Annotated in this window: 16 protein-coding genes; 9 read left to right on the top strand and 7 right to left on the bottom strand. The window is 57.5% G+C overall.

Annotated features, from left to right (window positions below; genetic code table 11):
• Positions 1–101 precede the first annotated feature (101 nt).
• The 4 genes from CKK19_RS00245 to CKK19_RS00230 all read left to right on the top strand — a co-directional run bounded on the left by CKK19_RS00245 (position 102) and on the right by CKK19_RS00230 (position 4,560).
• Positions 102–1,337, top strand: coding sequence for an MFS transporter (locus tag CKK19_RS00245; RefSeq protein WP_023299501.1), 1,236 nt, complete (start codon positions 102–104; stop codon positions 1,335–1,337).
• A gap of 15 nt (positions 1,338–1,352) precedes the next feature.
• Positions 1,353–2,378 carry a sugar phosphate isomerase/epimerase family protein gene (locus CKK19_RS00240; protein ID WP_063146563.1) on the top strand — a complete coding sequence of 342 codons (1,026 nt, stop codon included), beginning with the start codon at positions 1,353–1,355 and terminating at the stop codon, positions 2,376–2,378.
• Positions 2,371–3,513, top strand: a complete 1,143-nt coding sequence (locus tag CKK19_RS00235; protein ID WP_063853727.1) for a Gfo/Idh/MocA family protein — start codon at positions 2,371–2,373, stop codon at positions 3,511–3,513. Before CKK19_RS00240 ends, CKK19_RS00235 begins: the two co-directional genes overlap by 8 nt.
• A gap of 75 nt (positions 3,514–3,588) precedes the next feature.
• A complete protein-coding gene (locus CKK19_RS00230; RefSeq protein ID WP_023299504.1) occupies positions 3,589–4,560 on the top strand; it encodes a LacI family DNA-binding transcriptional regulator in 972 nt (323 codons plus the stop codon).
• Here CKK19_RS00230 and CKK19_RS00225 read toward each other — a convergent pair whose 3' ends face one another.
• The gene (locus CKK19_RS00225; RefSeq protein ID WP_023299505.1) at positions 4,561–5,805 is read right to left on the bottom strand and encodes a mechanosensitive ion channel family protein; all 1,245 of its coding nucleotides are present in this window, start codon (positions 5,803–5,805) and stop codon (positions 4,561–4,563) included.
• A 67-nt stretch (positions 5,806–5,872) separates the two neighbouring features.
• On the bottom strand, positions 5,873–7,309 hold the full coding sequence (locus CKK19_RS00220; RefSeq protein WP_063853728.1) for an MFS transporter: 1,437 nt from the start codon (positions 7,307–7,309) through the stop codon (positions 5,873–5,875).
• A gap of 107 nt (positions 7,310–7,416) precedes the next feature.
• Here CKK19_RS00220 and CKK19_RS00215 point away from each other — a divergent pair, with 107 nt between their 5' ends.
• Entirely contained in the window at positions 7,417–8,286 is an 870-nt protein-coding gene (locus tag CKK19_RS00215) for a helix-turn-helix transcriptional regulator (RefSeq protein ID WP_063853730.1), read from the top strand.
• 153 nt (positions 8,287–8,439) lie between these two features.
• Positions 8,440–9,042: a hypothetical protein gene (locus tag CKK19_RS00210; protein WP_063853731.1), complete on the top strand. Its 603-nt coding sequence runs from the start codon at positions 8,440–8,442 to the stop codon at positions 9,040–9,042.
• A gap of 27 nt (positions 9,043–9,069) precedes the next feature.
• Here CKK19_RS00210 and nfsB read toward each other — a convergent pair whose 3' ends face one another.
• From nfsB to CKK19_RS00195, 3 genes are all read right to left on the bottom strand, one after another.
• A complete protein-coding gene (gene nfsB / locus CKK19_RS00205; RefSeq protein ID WP_063853732.1) occupies positions 9,070–9,723 on the bottom strand; it encodes an oxygen-insensitive NAD(P)H nitroreductase in 654 nt (217 codons plus the stop codon).
• Between the two features lie 120 nt (positions 9,724–9,843).
• Entirely contained in the window at positions 9,844–10,212 is a 369-nt protein-coding gene (locus CKK19_RS00200) for an MmcQ/YjbR family DNA-binding protein (RefSeq protein ID WP_022647330.1), read from the bottom strand.
• Positions 10,202–10,792, bottom strand: a complete 591-nt coding sequence (locus CKK19_RS00195) for a TetR/AcrR family transcriptional regulator (RefSeq protein WP_023299509.1) — start codon at positions 10,790–10,792, stop codon at positions 10,202–10,204. The genes CKK19_RS00200 and CKK19_RS00195 overlap by 11 nt, the downstream gene beginning before the upstream one ends.
• Positions 10,793–10,984: 192 nt before the next feature.
• Between CKK19_RS00195 and CKK19_RS00190 the strand changes: the two genes are divergently transcribed.
• Positions 10,985–12,088, top strand: coding sequence for a RomA family MBL fold metallo-hydrolase (locus CKK19_RS00190; protein WP_063853734.1), 1,104 nt, complete (start codon positions 10,985–10,987; stop codon positions 12,086–12,088).
• 32 nt (positions 12,089–12,120) lie between these two features.
• On the top strand, positions 12,121–12,462 hold the full coding sequence (locus CKK19_RS00185; protein WP_032670430.1) for a RamA family antibiotic efflux transcriptional regulator: 342 nt from the start codon (positions 12,121–12,123) through the stop codon (positions 12,460–12,462).
• A gap of 108 nt (positions 12,463–12,570) precedes the next feature.
• Here the strand turns inward: CKK19_RS00185 and CKK19_RS00180 are convergent, their stop codons facing one another.
• Positions 12,571–14,715, bottom strand: a complete 2,145-nt coding sequence (locus tag CKK19_RS00180; RefSeq protein WP_023299510.1) for a TonB-dependent siderophore receptor — start codon at positions 14,713–14,715, stop codon at positions 12,571–12,573.
• A 123-nt stretch (positions 14,716–14,838) separates the two neighbouring features.
• Here CKK19_RS00180 and CKK19_RS00175 point away from each other — a divergent pair, with 123 nt between their 5' ends.
• Positions 14,839–16,407, top strand: coding sequence for an alpha/beta hydrolase-fold protein (locus tag CKK19_RS00175; protein ID WP_063201202.1), 1,569 nt, complete (start codon positions 14,839–14,841; stop codon positions 16,405–16,407).
• Here CKK19_RS00175 and CKK19_RS00170 read toward each other — a convergent pair.
• Positions 16,393–16,641: a DUF1158 domain-containing protein gene (locus tag CKK19_RS00170; RefSeq protein ID WP_003858875.1), complete on the bottom strand. Its 249-nt coding sequence runs from the start codon at positions 16,639–16,641 to the stop codon at positions 16,393–16,395. The two genes, CKK19_RS00175 and CKK19_RS00170, sit on opposite strands and share 15 nt — an antisense overlap.
• Positions 16,642–16,712: the final 71 nt, after the last annotated feature.

Below are 16,712 nucleotides of genomic sequence, written 5' to 3'. Positions count from 1 at the left end.
CTCCCAATTCTGTTTCGATCCACAGGATCTTTTTTTTGTAATCGATTACTTTCCATTTGGACTAATTTGTAATCGATTACTTTTTCCGGGTGAGGCTTATCATGGTGTCAACTGAGAGTAGTGAAAAGGCGATAACGCAGCACCGGCTGCTGGTGCCGCGTCTGTCGCTGATGATGTTTCTGCAATTTTTTATCTGGGGTAGCTGGTCGGTCACGCTTGGCCTGGTGATGACCCGGCACAACATGTCACTGCTGATTGGCGATGCGTTCTCAGCCGGGCCCATCGCCTCCATTCTTTCGCCGTTCGTGCTCGGGATGCTGGTGGACCGCTTCTTCGCTTCACAGAAGGTGATGGCGGTGATGCACCTCGCGGGCGCGGCGATCCTCTGGTTCGTGCCGGGGGCGCTGATTGCTGAGAACGGCGCGCTGCTGATTGGCCTTCTGTTTGGCTACACGCTCTGCTACATGCCAACGCTGGCGCTCACCAACAACATCGCGTTCCACAGCCTGGCAAACGTGGATAAAACCTTCCCGGTGGTGCGTGTGTTTGGCACCATCGGCTGGATCGTGGCGGGCATTTTTATCGGCGTCACCGGCGTGGCGTCCAGCGTGACCATCTTCCAAGTAGCGGCGGTCAGCTCCGTGCTGCTGGCGCTCTATAGCCTGACGCTGCCGCACACGCCAGCACCGGCGAAAGGCCTGCCTGTGAAGGTGCGCGATCTCTTCTGCGCGGATGCCTTCGCGCTGCTTAAAACCCGCCACTTCTTCGTCTTCTCCGTCTGCGCAATGCTGATCTCCGTCCCGCTCGGCACCTATTACGCCTACACCGCCTCGTATCTGGCGGATGCCGGCATTGCCGACGTCAGCACCGCCATGTCCTTCGGGCAGATGTCTGAGATCGTCTTCATGCTGGTGATTCCGCTGCTGTTCCGCCGCCTGGGCGTGAAATATATGCTGCTGATCGGCATGCTGGCGTGGTTCGTGCGTTATGCCATGTTCGCGCTGGGCGTCAGCGAGGAGGGGCGCATTCTGCTGTATCTGGGCATTCTGCTGCACGGCGTCTGCTACGATTTCTTCTTTGTTGTCGGCTTCATCTATACCGACCGCGTGGCGGGCGAAAAGGTCAAAGGTCAGGCGCAGAGCATGATCGTGATGTTCACCTACGGCATCGGCATGCTGCTCGGCTCGCAGATTTCAGGGGCGCTTTACAATCGCCTGGTGGCAGGGCAGACCGTGCCGCAGGCGTGGGTTACATTCTGGTGGATCCCGGCGGTGGCTGCCGCGGCGATCGCGCTGATTTTCCTTCTCACGTTTAAGTATGACGATGACAAGGCGTAATGTTCTGGAGGTGGTATGAGGACAATGAAAGGACCGGGCATTTTTCTGTCGCAGTTTATTGGCGGGGAAGCGCCCTTCAACACGCTCGACGGGCTGGCAGAATGGGCGGCGTCGAAGGGTTACAGAGCGGTGCAAATCCCCTGCAACCATCCGCATATCTTTGATGTGGAGAAAGCCGCAGAGAGTCAGGCCTACTGCGACGACATCACCGCTAAGCTGGCCGCGCACGGGCTGGTCATCAGCGAGCTGTCGACCCATCTGGAAGGGCAGCTTGTGGCGGTGAACCCGGTTTACAGCGAGGCGTTTGACCACTTCGCACCCGCATCCGTGCGCGATAACGATGCGGCGCGTCAGACGTGGGCAACGGAAAAACTGAAGCAGGCGGCGGTCGCCTCGGCCCGATTAGGCCTGAAAGCGCACGCCACCTTCTCCGGCTCGCTGGCCTGGCCGTTTTTCTATCCGTGGCCGCCGCACAACGAGCAGCGTTTTCAGGAGGCGTTCGAGGCGCTGGCAACCCGCTGGCGGCCGATACTGGATACCTTCGACGAGCAGGGCGTGGACGTCTGCTTTGAACTGCATCCGGGGGAAGATCTGCACGACGGCGTAACCTTCGAGCGTTTTCTGGCGCTGGTGGATAACCATCCGCGCTGCAACATTCTCTACGACCCGAGCCACATGCTGCTTCAGCAAATGGATTACCTGACCTTTATTGATCTCTACCATGCGCGCATTAAAGCGTTCCATGTCAAGGACGCGGAGTTCCGCCCCAGCGGGCGCAGCGGCGTCTACGGCGGCTACCAGCCGTGGATCAACCGCGCCGGACGTTTTCGCTCGCTGGGTGACGGGCAGATCGACTTTAAGGGTATCTTCAGCAAGCTGACCCAGTACGACTACGACGGCTGGGCGGTGCTGGAGTGGGAGTGCTGCCTGAAGGATGGCGACACTGGCGCGAGTGAAGGCAGCGAATTTATCCGCCGCCACATTATTCCCGTTTCCGGACGGGCGTTTGATGATTTCGCCGCAGGGGGGAGCCATGATTAACGTCGGGATTATCGGCAGCGGGTTTATTGGCCCGGCACACATCGAGGCGCTCAGGCGTCTCGGGTTTGTGCAGGTGGTCGCGCTCTGCGACGGTTCGCTCGTTAAGGCGCAGGAAAAGGCGCGCCAGCTAAATGTGCCGCATGCTTACGCCAGCGTGGAAGAACTGCTCGCGCACTCCAATCTGCATGCGGTGCACAACTGCACGCCGAACCACCTGCACGCGGAGATTAACCGCCAGATCCTGCGCGCGGGCAAGCACGTGTTTTCCGAAAAGCCGCTGTGCATGACGCCGGACGAGGCGCGCGAGCTGGTGGCGCTGGCAGAGCAGGCTGGCGTGGTGCATGGCGTGAGCTTTGTCTATCGTCAGTTTGCGATGGTGCGCCAGGCGGCGAGCATGATGCGCGCGGGCACCCTCGGGCGGCTGTTTGCCTCGCACGGCAGCTATTTACAGGACTGGATGCTGCTGGAAACCGACTACAACTGGCGGGTGGATGCCGCGCTCGGCGGCGCATCGCGGGCGGTGGCGGATATCGGCTCCCACTGGTGCGATACGGTGCAGTATGTCACCGGCAGGCGCATTACTGAGGTGATGGCTGATTTATCCATCGTCTGGCCGACGCGCAAGGCTAACGTGGCGGGCAATCAGACGTTTACGCACGACGAACATGCTCACTATGAAGATAAACTGGTCACCACCGAAGACTTCGGCTCGGTGCTGTTGCGTTTTGACGACGGCAGCAAGGGCAGCTTTAGCGTCTCGCAGGTGAGCGCGGGGCGAAAAAACCGCCTGACCTTTGAAATTAACGGCAGCGAGCAGTCGGTGGCGTGGGATCAGGAAACCCCGCAGCAGCTGTGGATCGGCCATCGCACCCGGGCAAACCAGACGCTCAGCGACGATCCGGGTTTGATGAACCGTGATGTGGCCGACAGCGCCCATTTCCCCGGCGGACACATTGAAGGCTGGCCGGATGCCTTTAAAAATATGATGGCGCAATTTTACCGTGCCGTGCAGGCGGGAGCGATGCCGGATAATCCGCAGTTTGCCACCTTCCACGATGGCGCCAGTGTGATGTATATCCTTGATGCGATTGTGAAAAGCCATCAGCAGCAGCGCTGGGTGCGTGTGGAATACTGACGCATTGCCCGGTTCGCCGGGCAACCAATTTATGGTAGCCTGCACAAAACGCTAACCGCAGGATGTATCGTCGCTATGTCAATTCAGAAAATCGCTCAACTGGCCGGGGTATCCGTGGCAACGGTCTCTCGCGTACTGAATAACAGCGATACCGTGAAGGCGAAAAACCGCGAGCGCGTTTTGCAGGCGATCCAGGAGAGTAACTACCAGCCCAATCTGCTGGCGCGTCAGCTGCGCACCGCCCGCAGCTATATGATCCTGGTGATGGTCTCGAACATCGCCAACCCGTTCTGCGCCGAAGTGGTGAAGGGCATTGAAGCCGAGGCAGAAAAGAACGGCTACCGCATTCTGCTGTGCAACTCCGGCTCGGATATTGAGCGCTCCCGCTCGGGCTTAAGCCTGCTCTCCGGCAAAATCGTCGACGGCATTATCACCATGGATGCGTTCTCGAAGCTGCCGGAACTGGCCGCGCTGATTGGCAACGCGCCGTGGGTACAGTGCGCTGAATACGCCGATGCGGGCGCGGTCTCCTGCGTGGGGATTAACGATGTTGATGCCTCCCAGCACGTTGTCAGCCAGCTTGCCGACGGGGGCCGCAAACGCATTGCGCTCATCAACCACGACCTCAGCTACAAATATGCCCGTTTGCGCGAACGCGGCTATAAGAGCGTCATACACCTGCGGGATCTGGACTATCAGGCGGTGGAGTACGCCAGTGAGCTCAGCTCCAGTGCGGGCATGGCGGCGATGCAAAATCTGTTAAAAGCAAACCCGCCGGATGCGGTGTTTGCCGTTTCTGATACACTGGCGGCGGGGGCGCTGCGCGCCATTCAGCAGGCAGGGCTGCGGGTGCCAGAAGATATCGCGGTGGTGGGTTTTGACGGCACCGAGCTGGCGGAGATGATTTCTCTCACCACCATTGAACAACCGTCGCGGGATATCGGGCGCAAGGCGGTCAATCTGCTGTTAAATAAGATCGACAACCCGGATGCGCCCACGGAAAGGGTCATGATGGACTGGCGCTTTATTTCCCGCGCCAGCACCTGATTATCTGGCGATGAAGCCAGCCAGCGAGCGAATATCGTTTCCGGTTGGCGACTGGTGAATACGCAGGCCAAATTCATCCACCACCGCGAAAATATGATCGAAGATGTCGGCCTGAATATCTTCGTATTCTGCCCAAATCACCGTGTTGGTAAAGGCATATATTTCAATCGGCAGCCCGTTGGCATCGGGCGCGAGCTGGCGCACCATCAGCGTCATATCTTTACGAATACGCGGGTGGTTACGCAGATATTCATTCAGATAGGCACGGAAGGTGCCGATATTGGTCATCTTGCGCAGGTTTAATACCGATTCCCCTTCGCCGTTCTGCTGATTCCACAGGTTAATTTCCTCGTGACGCGCGGCCAGATACGGCTTCAGTAGTTTCGCCTGAATCAGTTTCTGCTGCTCCTGCTCATCGAGGAAATGAATGCTGGTGGTATCGATATTCAGGCTACGCTTGATGCGGCGACCACCGGAGGCTGACATGCCGCTCCAGTTGATGAACGCGTCGGACACCAGCGCCCAGGTCGGGATGGTGGTGATGGTGTTATCGAAGTTGCGCACTTTAACGGTGGTCAGGCCGATGTCGGTCACCGTGCCGTTGGCCCCGTATTTCGGCATCTCCAGCCAGTCCCCGAGCTTCAGCATGTCGTTGGCGGAGAGCTGAATACCGGCCACTAAGCCCAGTATTGGGTCTTTAAAGACCAGCATCAGAACGGCAGCCATCGCACCCAGGCCGCTTATCAGAATGGCGGGTGACTGACCGATCAGAAGGGAGATAATTAATATTCCCACCAGAATGGCGCTCACCAGCTTGATGCCCTGAAATATCCCCTTCAGCGGCAGCTGTGATGCGGTAGCCATTTTCTGCGACAGATTAAAAATCACATCCAGCAGCGAGAAGAAGGAGAGCAGGGCATAGACCATCACCCACAATTTTGCGCAGGTGGTGAGCATTTCCGCCGCTTCGCTGCCTTTTTGCAGCCACAGAACCGCCTGAACGTTGACGATTATCCCCTGGAGGGTAAACGCCAGACGGTGAAATAACTTGTTCTGCGTAATGATCTGCAACCATAAATGGCTGCTGGCCTGCGCGCGTTTTTCGAAGGCGCGCAGCACCACTTTGTGCAGAATAAAATGAACGATAATGGCTGTAAGAAAAATAATACCAAAGATAATCACTAAAGAGGTGGTGTGATTAATTTCAATCCCTAACTCTTCAACCTGAGCAATTAATTCCTGCATAACGTCTCCTGTATTGATGCAGCCCCATAATGGCGGCTGCGGATCTATTATGCAAATTCAGGCAGTTTTATTTTGTCGCCGGACAGGCCTTGACGACCGGCAAACACAGACGATGGCGCATACGCAGCGTGGCCACTGCCAGCACCCCCATCATGGCCGTTTCCACCATCAGGAAGACGTTGACTGCCTGGGTGTAATCTCCGTGATGATTTTGCAGCCCGTGCAGCAAAATCGCGCCGAAAATGGCCGGGCCAAGCCCCAGCGCAGCCTGTTGCAGCGTGCTTAAAATCGCGCTCGCGGACCCCGCGTCGTCAGGCTGGATATCGCGCATCCCGATACGGTAGAAGCTGTTTACAATCAGCGCCTGCCCGTAACCCACCAGCCCGGTGGCCGGGGCCAACGTCAGCGCGGTATTCTGCATTCCCCAGTGACGGAACGTGGCGATCAGCGCCACCAGGCCGACAAGCTGAATCGCAAGCCCGGTCAGCAGGATGGCGCTGGTGCTGTAGCGGGCAATCAGGCGTGGGGCGAACCAGGCGGAAATAAAATAGGTGACGCCGAGCGCGATAAAGCTGTTCCCGGACTGCCACGGCGCCATCCCCAGACCGCTTTGCATGGTCAGCGCCATACAGAACATAAACCCGGACCAGACGCTGAAAAAGAGTATCCCGATCAGCACGCCAAAGCGGATGCTGCGCAGCTGCAACAGGCGCGGCGCGATGAGCGGGTGGGCATCTTCTCGCTCTTTCTTACGCGCGTTTAACACCATCAAATAGACCAGCGGCACAATCGCCAGCAGCGCGGCCTTCAGCGGCCACGACCAGTGCCACTGCGGGCCGAGCGCCATCGGGAAAAGCAGACAGCACAGTATCGCCGTCAGCAGGACAGTACCGGTCCAGTCAATGCGCGACGGCGTGTCGCGGCGGGTTTCCGGTACGTAGCGACGGCTCAACGCCAGCACCACCAGACAAATCGGCACGTTGATAAAGAAGGCGTTACGCCAGCCAAGCCCGGCGATGTCCGCCGACACCAGCCAGCCGCCACCCATCTGGCCGACGATAAACGCAATACCGCCGATACCGCCGAACAGACTGATCGCTTTGGCGTGTGCCGTTCCTTTTAACGTCACGTGCAACGTCGCGAGAATTTGCGGCATGATCAGCGCGGCGCCCGCGCCCTGAATAATGCGCGCGGCAAGCAACTGTTCGATATTGCCCGCCATGCCGCACAGCAGCGAGGCCAGGCCAAAACTCGCCACGCCCCACATAAACAAGCGACGGCGGCCAAGGTTATCGCCCAGCTTGCTGCCGGGGGCCAGGCAGACGGCAAAGGCCACGCCGTAGAGGGCGACGATCAGCTCCAGTTCGGTGGCGGTGGCGTGTAACGAATGGGTGATGGAATCCAGCGCCACGTTGGTGATCGAGGTATCAATCAGCGGCAGCATCTGGCCGGTTAATAGCAATATCAGGCCCGCACGACCCGGTGAAACAACTGACGTATTCATGGTGACTCCATTGCGTCAAACAGCGTAGAGTCGTAGCATCAACCATCTGATAAACGGGTACCAGTTCTTACTTATACTGGTACTGGCACTACCATGCAGGAGATGTTATGGCGCTGATGTCTGAACCTGTCACCTCTCTCCAGGATGACACCCGCAAGCAGCTGGGCGCGTTTTTGCGTGCCCGGCGCGAAAGCCTCGATCCGCAGCGGCTCGGCTTACCGCGCAGCGGCCGCCGCCGCACGCCGGGCCTGCGCCGGGAGGAGGTAGCGATGCTCGCGGATGTCGGTGTGACCTGGTACACCTGGCTGGAACAGGGCCGGGACGTCAATCCGTCCAGCGCGGTGATGGCCGCCATTGCAAAAGCGCTGCAATGCACCCCGACCGAAGCCCGGCATCTTTTTGTGCTTGCCGGTTTGCCGCCGGGCGAAGCCCCGCAGGCGGTGTGCTGTGAGGGGATCAGCGAAGGCACGCGTCGCCTGCTGGATACCCTGATGCCGAAGCCTGCCAGTATTCAGAAACCGAATTTCGATATCGTGGCGTGGAACGACAGCTTCGGACACCTGATGGGCGTCGATTTCAACGCTATCCCGCCGGAAGATCGCAACTGTATTTACCTGTTCCTCACCCATCCGGCGTGGCGCGCGCGGCTCGGCAAACGTGACGACGTGCTGCCGATTTTCGTCTCCTACTTCCGCGCGGCAATGGCTGAGCACCGTGGCGACCCGCTCTGGGAAGCGAAGCTGGCGCGTTTTTTTGCGGTGTCCGAGGAGTTCAAAACCCTGTGGCACCAGCGTAACGACGTGCGCGGCGTGGAGAACCAGCTCAAGCTGTTCACCCATCCCGAGCTGGGGGATTTTCATCTCCAGCAGATGTACTGGTACTCCGCCCCGCGAAACCGATCGCGGCTGCTGGTCTATTTACCGGTGGACGAGGCGGGGGAGAGGGCGATGGCGTGGCTGGAGGCGCAGGGGAAATAAGTTTTTTGCGAGGGGCTTTCAGGGAATAAGAGCTGGCTCTGCTAAGCGGATGAGACAGGTATAAGGTGGCGTTTAACTTAAATCAACCGACTGAATCGACATCATTTCGATGAGGGATTAAGTCGACTATACTCACGCCATGAGAAACAACAAATGTCGCCACTGATGATTGATTCCGCAGACTTCAGCCAAAAACTCGGCCTTATCTCCCGAAACGTCGAACACACCGAAGCGTTCCTGGCACGAGGTACGGCGGAATTTCATCTGCCGGGGTTTCTGCTGCCTGTGGGATACCGGCTCCTGAAATCGCGTTATGGTGATGAATATCGTCTCGTGACCACCGATGACGGCAAACCTTATACGGCGTATGCCGTAAAGCTTAAATTTCATAAAGAAATTACCTTTCCCCACGGTGCCGCCACGCAGGTGATGGTGTGGCGTACGCCACGTGCCGTTCATCAACGCGTGATAAGCGGGTTGCCACAACTCTTTTTTCAGTGGGTGCTAAGCGAATACGACATCGTTGTCTCTGACAGCGAACAAACGGGAGACGGGCAACGGTTCTGGCTGCGCATGATCGACTGGGCGTTTACCATGAACTATCGCATTAGCGTGGCGGACGGTACGGTGGGAGAAGAGTGGACGTTAACGCCTGTAAATTCCTACGCTGAGCTGGAAGAGCGCTGGATTGCTTTTGCCTTGGGAAACGATCGTGAGGTCCATCCGCATCGCAGGCTTGTCATCAGTAAAGCGTAACGGGCCGCATGCAGCGGCCCATTTTCATTAGCATTCAGTCACAATCGTGCTCAGCGGCAGGCGAGACTTCGGCAGCGTGGCATTGAAATCCTCAACGCTGTGATGCCCAACCGGCACCACCACCAGGCTGGTGAAGCCTTTCTCTTTCAGGCCGAACTCTTCGTCGAGGATTGCGGCATCGAAGCCTTCAATCGGCACTGCGTCCAGGCCCATCGCGGCCACGCCCAGCAGGAAGTTGCCGACGTTCAGGTAAACCTGCTTCGCCATCCACTGGTCGTCATCTTTCAGATCCACGCGGTGCATGTCGGCAAAATAGCAGCGGCCTTTGTGGTTCGCGGCTTTTGCTTCTGGCGTGGCGAAACGGCCGTCAGCCTCTTCCTGATCGACGACGCGCTCAAGCCAGGCATCGTCCATCGCGGTTTTCGCGCAGAACACCACCACGTGAGAGGCATCCAGCATTTTGCGTTCGTTAAACACATAGGTGCCCGCCGCGGATTTTGCCACGCGCGCTTTACCCTCTTCAGTGCTGGCAACAATAAAGTGCCACGGCTGGGAGTTGGTGCTGGACGGGCTGTATTGCAGCAGCTTTTTGATTTTTTCCGCTTCTTCTGCGGTCAGTTTTTTGGCTGGGTCGAACGCCTTGGTAGAGTGGCGTTTCAGGGCGACAGAAATAATATCCATAACAACTCCTGGTGATGAAATTCGCCCGCGGGCGGGCGTGAAAGGAAAGCAGATTACCGCGCGAAGCGGGAAAAGATAAGTGCGATTCGAGCGCTTATTCTGTTCGTCTCAGACGAACAATCAGGCTGGCCGAATCCACTTCTGATCTTTTTTCGGCAGTTTATCAACGACCAGATTCCACGAATCCGTAATCAGGTCGGTGACCAGTTCAGGCGTGATGTCGTCCGTGCCATAAAGGGAGATCCAGTGTTTTTTATTCAGATGGTAGCCAGGCTCAACGCCACGGTAGATCTGCTGATTGAGCAGTGATTTTTCCGGATCGGATTTCAGGCTGACGTGGGCCCGACCGTGAGCGGTCGCCATCAGCATAAAAATTTTCCCGCCCACCTTAAACACGTCATATTCCGGGCCAAACGGCCAGCAATGTTCGGTAAAAGGCATCTCCAGCGCGACGCGTCTGGCATGTTCCTGCAAGGCTTTACTGTCCATGGCTCTCTTCCTCAGCAAGCCCGCGCCACATGGCTTCAAAGCCCAGCGCTTTAAAATCGACGGCACGGGACGGATCACGCGCGGCAAACTCCATGGTGGTTTCAGCCAGCGATAAGAATATTGCATCACCGAAGGTCTTAAACTCGTCAGACATAAACACCGGGCGCACCGAGCGGTGACACAGTTCGTGTATTTCCGGGAACATGTCTTTCACCGCCTGCTCGGTTTCAATGTTCAGCTTTTCACTGACGCCAATCTGGCGGATAGCCGCATGCGCCAGGGGGTTACGAATGCCCCAGTCCACATAGCTATTCCAGATATTACGGGTATGCTCTTTTGGCTGGGTGATGGTGCGATCGAGGTTTGCCAGCATGGTCTGGCAAAGATCCTGCTTCAGATGCAGATAGAGGGCATTCAGCAGATCGTCTTTGGTAGCAAAGTAGCGAAACAGTGTCCCTTCAGCGACGCCCGCATTACGGGCAATTAACGCCGTTGAGGCGGCAATACCTGACTGCGCAAACGCAGCCGTTGCTGCTTCCAGTAAGGCCTGTTTTTTATCTTCACTCTTCGGACGTGCCACTAAATTTTTCCTCCCGTCAATTGTAAAAACCCTGATTGAAACACGTGCTTTGCCACGCTGCAACGCGGAATGTCAAAGATCGAAAACCTTCTTGACGGCGTAATCATCCTATCTATAATGAGTGCTTATTCACTCATAATCAAGTTCAACCCGCGCAAACTATCGGACAGGGCGCGTTGGCGGGTCAGGATAATGAAAAAGCCTCTATTCATCTGCGTGGTGTTAGTCATGATTATTGCTTCAGCTGCCAGTTTACCGTTTGTACTGAATGCCGGATTTGGCCAGCCACCGCAGGGTGCGCAGCTCTCTGAAGTGGAGGCCTCTCCGCACTATCGCGACGGGCAATTCCATAACACGCTCCCTACGCCGGGCTTTACCGGGCAACAAAATATGCTGGTGGCGTGGTGGCAGTTCCTTACCCGTAAAACCGAAAACGCCCGTCCTGCGCAGCCGCTGCCGCTGGTGAAAACCGATCTGGCGAGCCTGTCGCCTGAACAGGACACGCTGGTGTGGCTCGGCCACTCCTCCTGGTATATGCAGCTGGCGGGGCAACGAATCCTGATCGATCCGGTTCTGAGTAACTACGCCGCACCGTTCTCCTTCCTCAATAAAGCCTTTGCGGGGGAGTACCCGTGGCGTGCGGAGAGCATGCCGGAGATCGACCTGCTGATTATCTCCCACGATCACTATGATCATCTGGATTACGCCACCATCAAGGCGCTGCTGCCGAAGGTTAAGCGCGTGGTCACCCCGCTGGGCGTGGGTTCGCATCTGCGCTACTGGGGGATGAGCCCTGAGATTATCGACGAGCGGGACTGGAACCAGTCGGTACGTATCAGCGATGCGCTGACGGTACATGTTCTGCCGGCGCGCCATTTTTCCGGGCGCGGCATTAAGCGTAACCAGACCCTGTGGGGCAGCTTTATGTTTGTCTCTCCGGAGCAGAAGGTCTACTACAGCGGAGACTCCGGTTATGGCCCGCACTTCAAAGCGATTGGCGAGCAGTTTGGCGGAGTTGACTTAGCCATTATGGAAAACGGCCAGTACGACCAGGACTGGAAGTACATCCATATGCATCCGGCGGAAACGGCGCAGGCCTCGGCAGATCTCAATGCCAGAGCGGTCGTACCGGGACATAACGGGCGTTTTGTGCTGGCGAAACATACCTGGAACGATCCACTGATCCAACTGGCGAAAGCCAGCAAGGATAAAAACTACCGGCTGCTGACACCGGAGCTGGGCGAGCCCGTGCGGGTGAGTGATACCACGCAACAATTTCGCGAGTGGTGGGAATAATGTTTAAGCGAGAAGCAGAGGGGGAGAGCAGTATGACGATTTCCGCTCAGGTCATTGATACGATTGTCGAATGGATCGATGACAACCTACACCAGCCGTTACGCATCGAAGAGATTGCCCGCCATGCGGGTTACTCAAAATGGCATTTACAGCGGCTGTTTATGCAGTACAAAGGCGAAAGTCTGGGGCGCTACATCCGCGAACGCAAGCTGCTGATGGCGGCGCGCGATCTGCGTGAGTCAGACGAGCGCGTGTACGATATCTGCCTGCGCTACGGGTTTGACTCGCAGCAGACGTTTACCCGCATCTTTACCCGCACCTTCAACCAGCCGCCCGGGGCGTACCGCAAAGAGAATCACCGTCAGACACATTGAAATTTACGACATCAAGGCCGGGTAAGGCGTAGCCGCCACCCGGCTTTTTTGTGGGCTCGGTGCCCGTAATTGCCCGGTGGCGCTGCGCTTACCGGGCCTACAAATCCCTTACCACCGATAATTCACCGTCGCCGTCACCGTCCGGCCAATCCCGTAGAAGCACGCCGTATCGCTTGCGCATGACGCCACATACTTCGTGTCCGCCACGTTATTGACGTTGAACTGCACGCTTGCCCCTTTCAGGCTGCGGTTCATCTCGCCCAGATCATAGCGCAGCATCGCGTCATACAGATCCACCGATGGCACCTTAAAGGTGTTCTTCGCATCGCCGTAGCTGGTGCCGATGTAGCGCATCCCCACGCCAGCGGTCAGGCTCTTCAGCACGCCGCCCGGAACGGTATAGCTGGCGAACGCCGATGCCATATGCGCTGGAATGCGCGCAGGCGTTTTGCCTTCTGTTCCCGCCACCGTGGTGCTTTCGGTTTTTGCATCGGTATAAGTGTAGGAGCCAATCAGGTTGATGTTATCCATCAGCGTGGCGTGGATTTCCGCTTCAGCGCCTTTCGAACGCACCTTGCCCGCATTTTCGAACCAGCCTTCAGCGCTGTTATAGGTCGCTACGTTGTCCTGAGTTAAATCGTACAGCGCGAGAGTCATCAGCGTGGTGTCGACCGGCTGATATTTCAGGCCAATCTCGGTCTGCTCACCGGTAGTTGGCCTGAATGGCGCGACGCCCGGCGCACGGTTGGTTTGCAGGTTCGGCTCAAACGACGTGCTGTAGCTGATGTACGGCGAGAGGCCAAAATCGAACGCGTACAGCAGGCCAGTGCGCCAGGTAAATTTGCTGTCGTTCTGCTGCGTAAAGCTATTATCGGTGAAGTCGTTGGTACGCACTTCGCTCCAGTCGTAGCGCCCGGAAACCAGCCACTCCCAGTTGTTCCAGCTCATCTGATCCTGAAGATACAGCCCCATCTGGTCGAGATTTTGCTGCTCGTCGGAGGCCGTTTTGAAGGTGCTTTCATCCACGTTCACGCCGTAAACCGGGGTTGTCCAGTCGAGGTCATACTGTGAGCCGCTCCCGCGCGCCAGCAGCTGTTTATCCTTGCTGGTCTTGTAATCAAACCCGCCGAGCAGGGTATGGCTGACGCTCCCGGTCTCCAGCAGATATTCCAGCTGGTTATCGAGGCCAAATTCATTGGTCGTGCGCTCTTCACGCTGGGCGCGACGGGTCAACACCGTGCTGTTGGCCGCGCTGTTGGCGTAAACCAGATAACGGTATTTCTGCTTGATGGTGGCGTAACGGGCGTTCTGGCGGAAGGTGAGGTTGTCGGCGAACTGGTGTTCCAGCTCGTAGCCAATCATCGTCTGCTCGCGCCAGGACTGATTGTAATTCGGATCGCTGACGTTAAAGTCGCGCGGGATGTACTTCCCGTCGACGCTTTTCACCGTGCCATACGCGGGCAGGAAGTTGCGGTATCCGGCATCCGGATCTTTCTGGTAGCTGGTCAGCAGCGTAAAGCGGGTCTGATCGTTCGGGTACCAGGTGATCGCCGGGGCGATCGCCATCCGCGTCTCTTTATAATCGTCCACCTGATTATGCTGCGTACGGGCGATACCGTTCACGCGATACAGTACGCGGCCGTCGTCGCTCAGCCTGCCGCCGAAATCAAACGCACCTTCGGCGAGATCGTTATTGCCGGTGCGGAACTGCACGTTGTGAATGGCCTCCGCCGTCGGGCGCTTGCTGGTCATGCTGATTAACCCGCCAGGATTCACCTGACCAAACAGGACCGACGCCGGGCCGCGCACCAGCTCCACGCGCTCCAGCAGCCACGGGTCAACTGTGCCCGTCTGTGATGAGGCCGTTGCGCCAAAGCTTAAGCCGTCGAGGAATTTTGGCACGTAGCTAAAGCCGCGCACAAACACCTCGTCGTTACGGTTAGACGAGCCCCGGTATTCGGTAAACACGCCCGCCGAGTAGCGCAGCGCCTGCGAAACGGATGTGACGTCCTGCATGTTCATTTGATCGCGGGTGATCACCGATACCGACTGCGGCGTCTTCACAATCTCCGCGCTGGTCTTGGTGGCGGAGAGCGTTTTCGTCGCCACAATGCCTTTTACGGGCGCAGTGGGCTCTTCACTCACGCCCTGCGTCACCGTAATCGTTTCTTCTTTCGTTTCTGCCTGAGCCGCGACGCTGGTCGTCGCCAGACTCAGCAGCCAGAGCTGCATTATCTTATTATTTTTAAACATTTTTATTGAACGTCCTTGGTTGCTATCGCCATAAAAACACCGGTAAATCGCCGTTGATGATATTGCAAATTATTACCATTTGCATTAGCGTTGTTAACAAACTTCGTTGGGGAACAAGCGGTAATGAAGAGGGTATGGAGTGGGTTGCTGTTGGGGATCGGCGCGCTGCCCGCCGTGGCGGCAACGTGCGAGCAGTCGTCCCGGCAGGGCGATGTTCAGGGAAAGTTTGATGCCAGCGGCGAAGTCTGCTTCTCCCTGCCTGAACTGGGTGAAAATTACGTTTCCGCCACGCTGAATGGCGTGACGGATGCGCGCCTGCTGGATGGGCAAAACCGCCGCATCCGCACGCTGATCGAAAATGGTCCTGCGGACGGGGAACACACGCTGCTGTTTGCCCTGCCGGTGAAACAGAACACCTCGCTGGTGCTACACGGCGAAGCCGGTAAGCCGTGGCGTTTTCAGTGGCGGATGAAAGAGACCTCTCCGTTACCACGCGTGCAGATGCTGGCGCCAGAAAGCCCGACGCTAAAGGCGCTGGCAAACGTCATTTCTGCCGGTGGAAGTACCGAGGCGTTCTGGCAGGCGCAGCGTCGACAGGGAACGCCAATGGTGGAACCGGTAGATGCGAGCCATAAGCGCGTGACCTTTCTGTGGCGCGGCGCGCGGGATAACGTCTTCATTCTCGGCTCTCCGGCGGGGGATCACGATCCGCTGTTCCGCCTGGGCAACAGCGACGTCTGGTTCCGCAGCTACGTGGTCCCCGCTGATACGGTGATGCAATATAAGCTCGCCCCCGATGTGCCGATCGTTGAAGGCTCTGCCCGCGATCAACGCCGCGCCATCCTGGTGAGCGCACAGGCCGATCCGCTTAACCCGAACACCTTTGGGGAGCAGAAGGCGGATCGATGGAACCGTTACTCGCTGCTCGATCTCAGCCCGGCGCGCTACTGCTCCGTTCAGGCCACGGCAAAGCCGCTGGTGCACGGGACGTTGAGCCGTCAGAGTTTTTCCAGCCACATCCTCGGCAACGCCCGCGACGTGATGATCTACAAACCGCGCGGCGCACAGCCCGCACGCTGGACGTTAATTCTGTTCGACGGGCAGATTTATCAGGACGAATACCATTTTGCCAACGTGCTGGACGGTCTGATTGCCCGGCATCACCTGCCACCGATTAACGTGGTGTTTATCGACAGCCTCGATCACGCCCGTCGCGGCAACGAGCTGCCGCCGAACCCGGATTTTGCTGACTTTTTGGCGCACGAGCTGCTGCCGTGGCTGCGCGGGCAGGGCATCGCGATGCAGCGGCAGAAAACGGTGCTGGCGGGGTCGAGCTACGGGGGAATTGCCTCGTCATGGGTGGCGCTGCGCTATCCGCGTCTGTTTGGCAACGTGCTGAGCCTTTCCGGCTCCTACTGGTGGGCGCCGAAAGGTGACGCCCCCGGCTGGCTGACGCGTCAGTACCAGCAGTCGCCGCCGTATCCGGTGCGCTTCTGGTTACAGGCCGGAAAGTTTGAAACCACGGGGCCGGGCGGCGGCATTTATCGCACCACGCAGGATTTTGAACAGGTGCTGAAGGAAAAAGGCTATCGCGTCAGCTTCCACCCCTCATCCAGCGGCCACGACTACGCGGCCTGGTGTGAAGCGCTGATCCACGGGATGCGCGATCTCACTGGCTTACGACGCCAGTGAAAACCAGCGGCGCCAGATGAAACGCAGGATAAAGAATTCGATGGCGCCGAGCACCAAAAACCACAGACAGAACAGAATGGTGTACAGCTGATTCAGATCGACCATATGAAAGGTCTGAACCAGTTTCTGCGCCAGCACCAGACCCAGCGACGGCGCAGGTAACAGCAGACAGGAGAGCAGGGCCATCAGCAAAATGCCCCCTGCGGTGAGCAGCGATTCTAACGGGTGTTTCATCGTAATGTTAATCGTGAGTTAAAAATGTCATTGTCCGGCATCCTGAAACGTAAAGCAATATCATCCCCACT

This window comes from Enterobacter sp. CCUG 70166, from assembly GCF_020224095.1.
Classification (GTDB): Bacteria; Pseudomonadota; Gammaproteobacteria; order Enterobacterales; family Enterobacteriaceae; genus Enterobacter; species Enterobacter intestinihominis.
Note: the sequence above shows the minus strand (reverse complement) of the source record. Positions and strands in the feature narration are given on the sequence as shown.

Bases quoted from the DNA above. Each gene is read 5' to 3' on its own strand.
- CKK19_RS00245 (WP_023299501.1), top strand. From the start codon at position 102: ATGGTGTCAACTGAGAGTAGTGAAAAGGCGATAACGCAGCACCGGCTG.
- CKK19_RS00240 (WP_063146563.1), top strand. From the start codon at position 1,353: ATGAGGACAATGAAAGGACCGGGCATTTTTCTGTCGCAGTTTATTGGC.
- CKK19_RS00235 (WP_063853727.1), top strand. From the start codon at position 2,371: ATGATTAACGTCGGGATTATCGGCAGCGGGTTTATTGGCCCGGCACAC.
- CKK19_RS00230 (WP_023299504.1), top strand. From the start codon at position 3,589: ATGTCAATTCAGAAAATCGCTCAACTGGCCGGGGTATCCGTGGCAACG.
- CKK19_RS00225 (WP_023299505.1), bottom strand. From the start codon at position 5,805: ATGCAGGAATTAATTGCTCAGGTTGAAGAGTTAGGGATTGAAATTAAT.
- CKK19_RS00220 (WP_063853728.1), bottom strand. From the start codon at position 7,309: ATGAATACGTCAGTTGTTTCACCGGGTCGTGCGGGCCTGATATTGCTA.
- CKK19_RS00215 (WP_063853730.1), top strand. From the start codon at position 7,417: ATGGCGCTGATGTCTGAACCTGTCACCTCTCTCCAGGATGACACCCGC.
- CKK19_RS00210 (WP_063853731.1), top strand. From the start codon at position 8,440: ATGTCGCCACTGATGATTGATTCCGCAGACTTCAGCCAAAAACTCGGC.
- nfsB (WP_063853732.1), bottom strand. From the start codon at position 9,723: ATGGATATTATTTCTGTCGCCCTGAAACGCCACTCTACCAAGGCGTTC.
- CKK19_RS00200 (WP_022647330.1), bottom strand. From the start codon at position 10,212: ATGGACAGTAAAGCCTTGCAGGAACATGCCAGACGCGTCGCGCTGGAG.
- CKK19_RS00190 (WP_063853734.1), top strand. From the start codon at position 10,985: ATGAAAAAGCCTCTATTCATCTGCGTGGTGTTAGTCATGATTATTGCT.
- CKK19_RS00185 (WP_032670430.1), top strand. From the start codon at position 12,121: ATGACGATTTCCGCTCAGGTCATTGATACGATTGTCGAATGGATCGAT.
- CKK19_RS00180 (WP_023299510.1), bottom strand. From the start codon at position 14,715: ATGTTTAAAAATAATAAGATAATGCAGCTCTGGCTGCTGAGTCTGGCG.
- CKK19_RS00175 (WP_063201202.1), top strand. From the start codon at position 14,839: ATGAAGAGGGTATGGAGTGGGTTGCTGTTGGGGATCGGCGCGCTGCCC.
- CKK19_RS00170 (WP_003858875.1), bottom strand. From the start codon at position 16,641: ATGAAACACCCGTTAGAATCGCTGCTCACCGCAGGGGGCATTTTGCTG.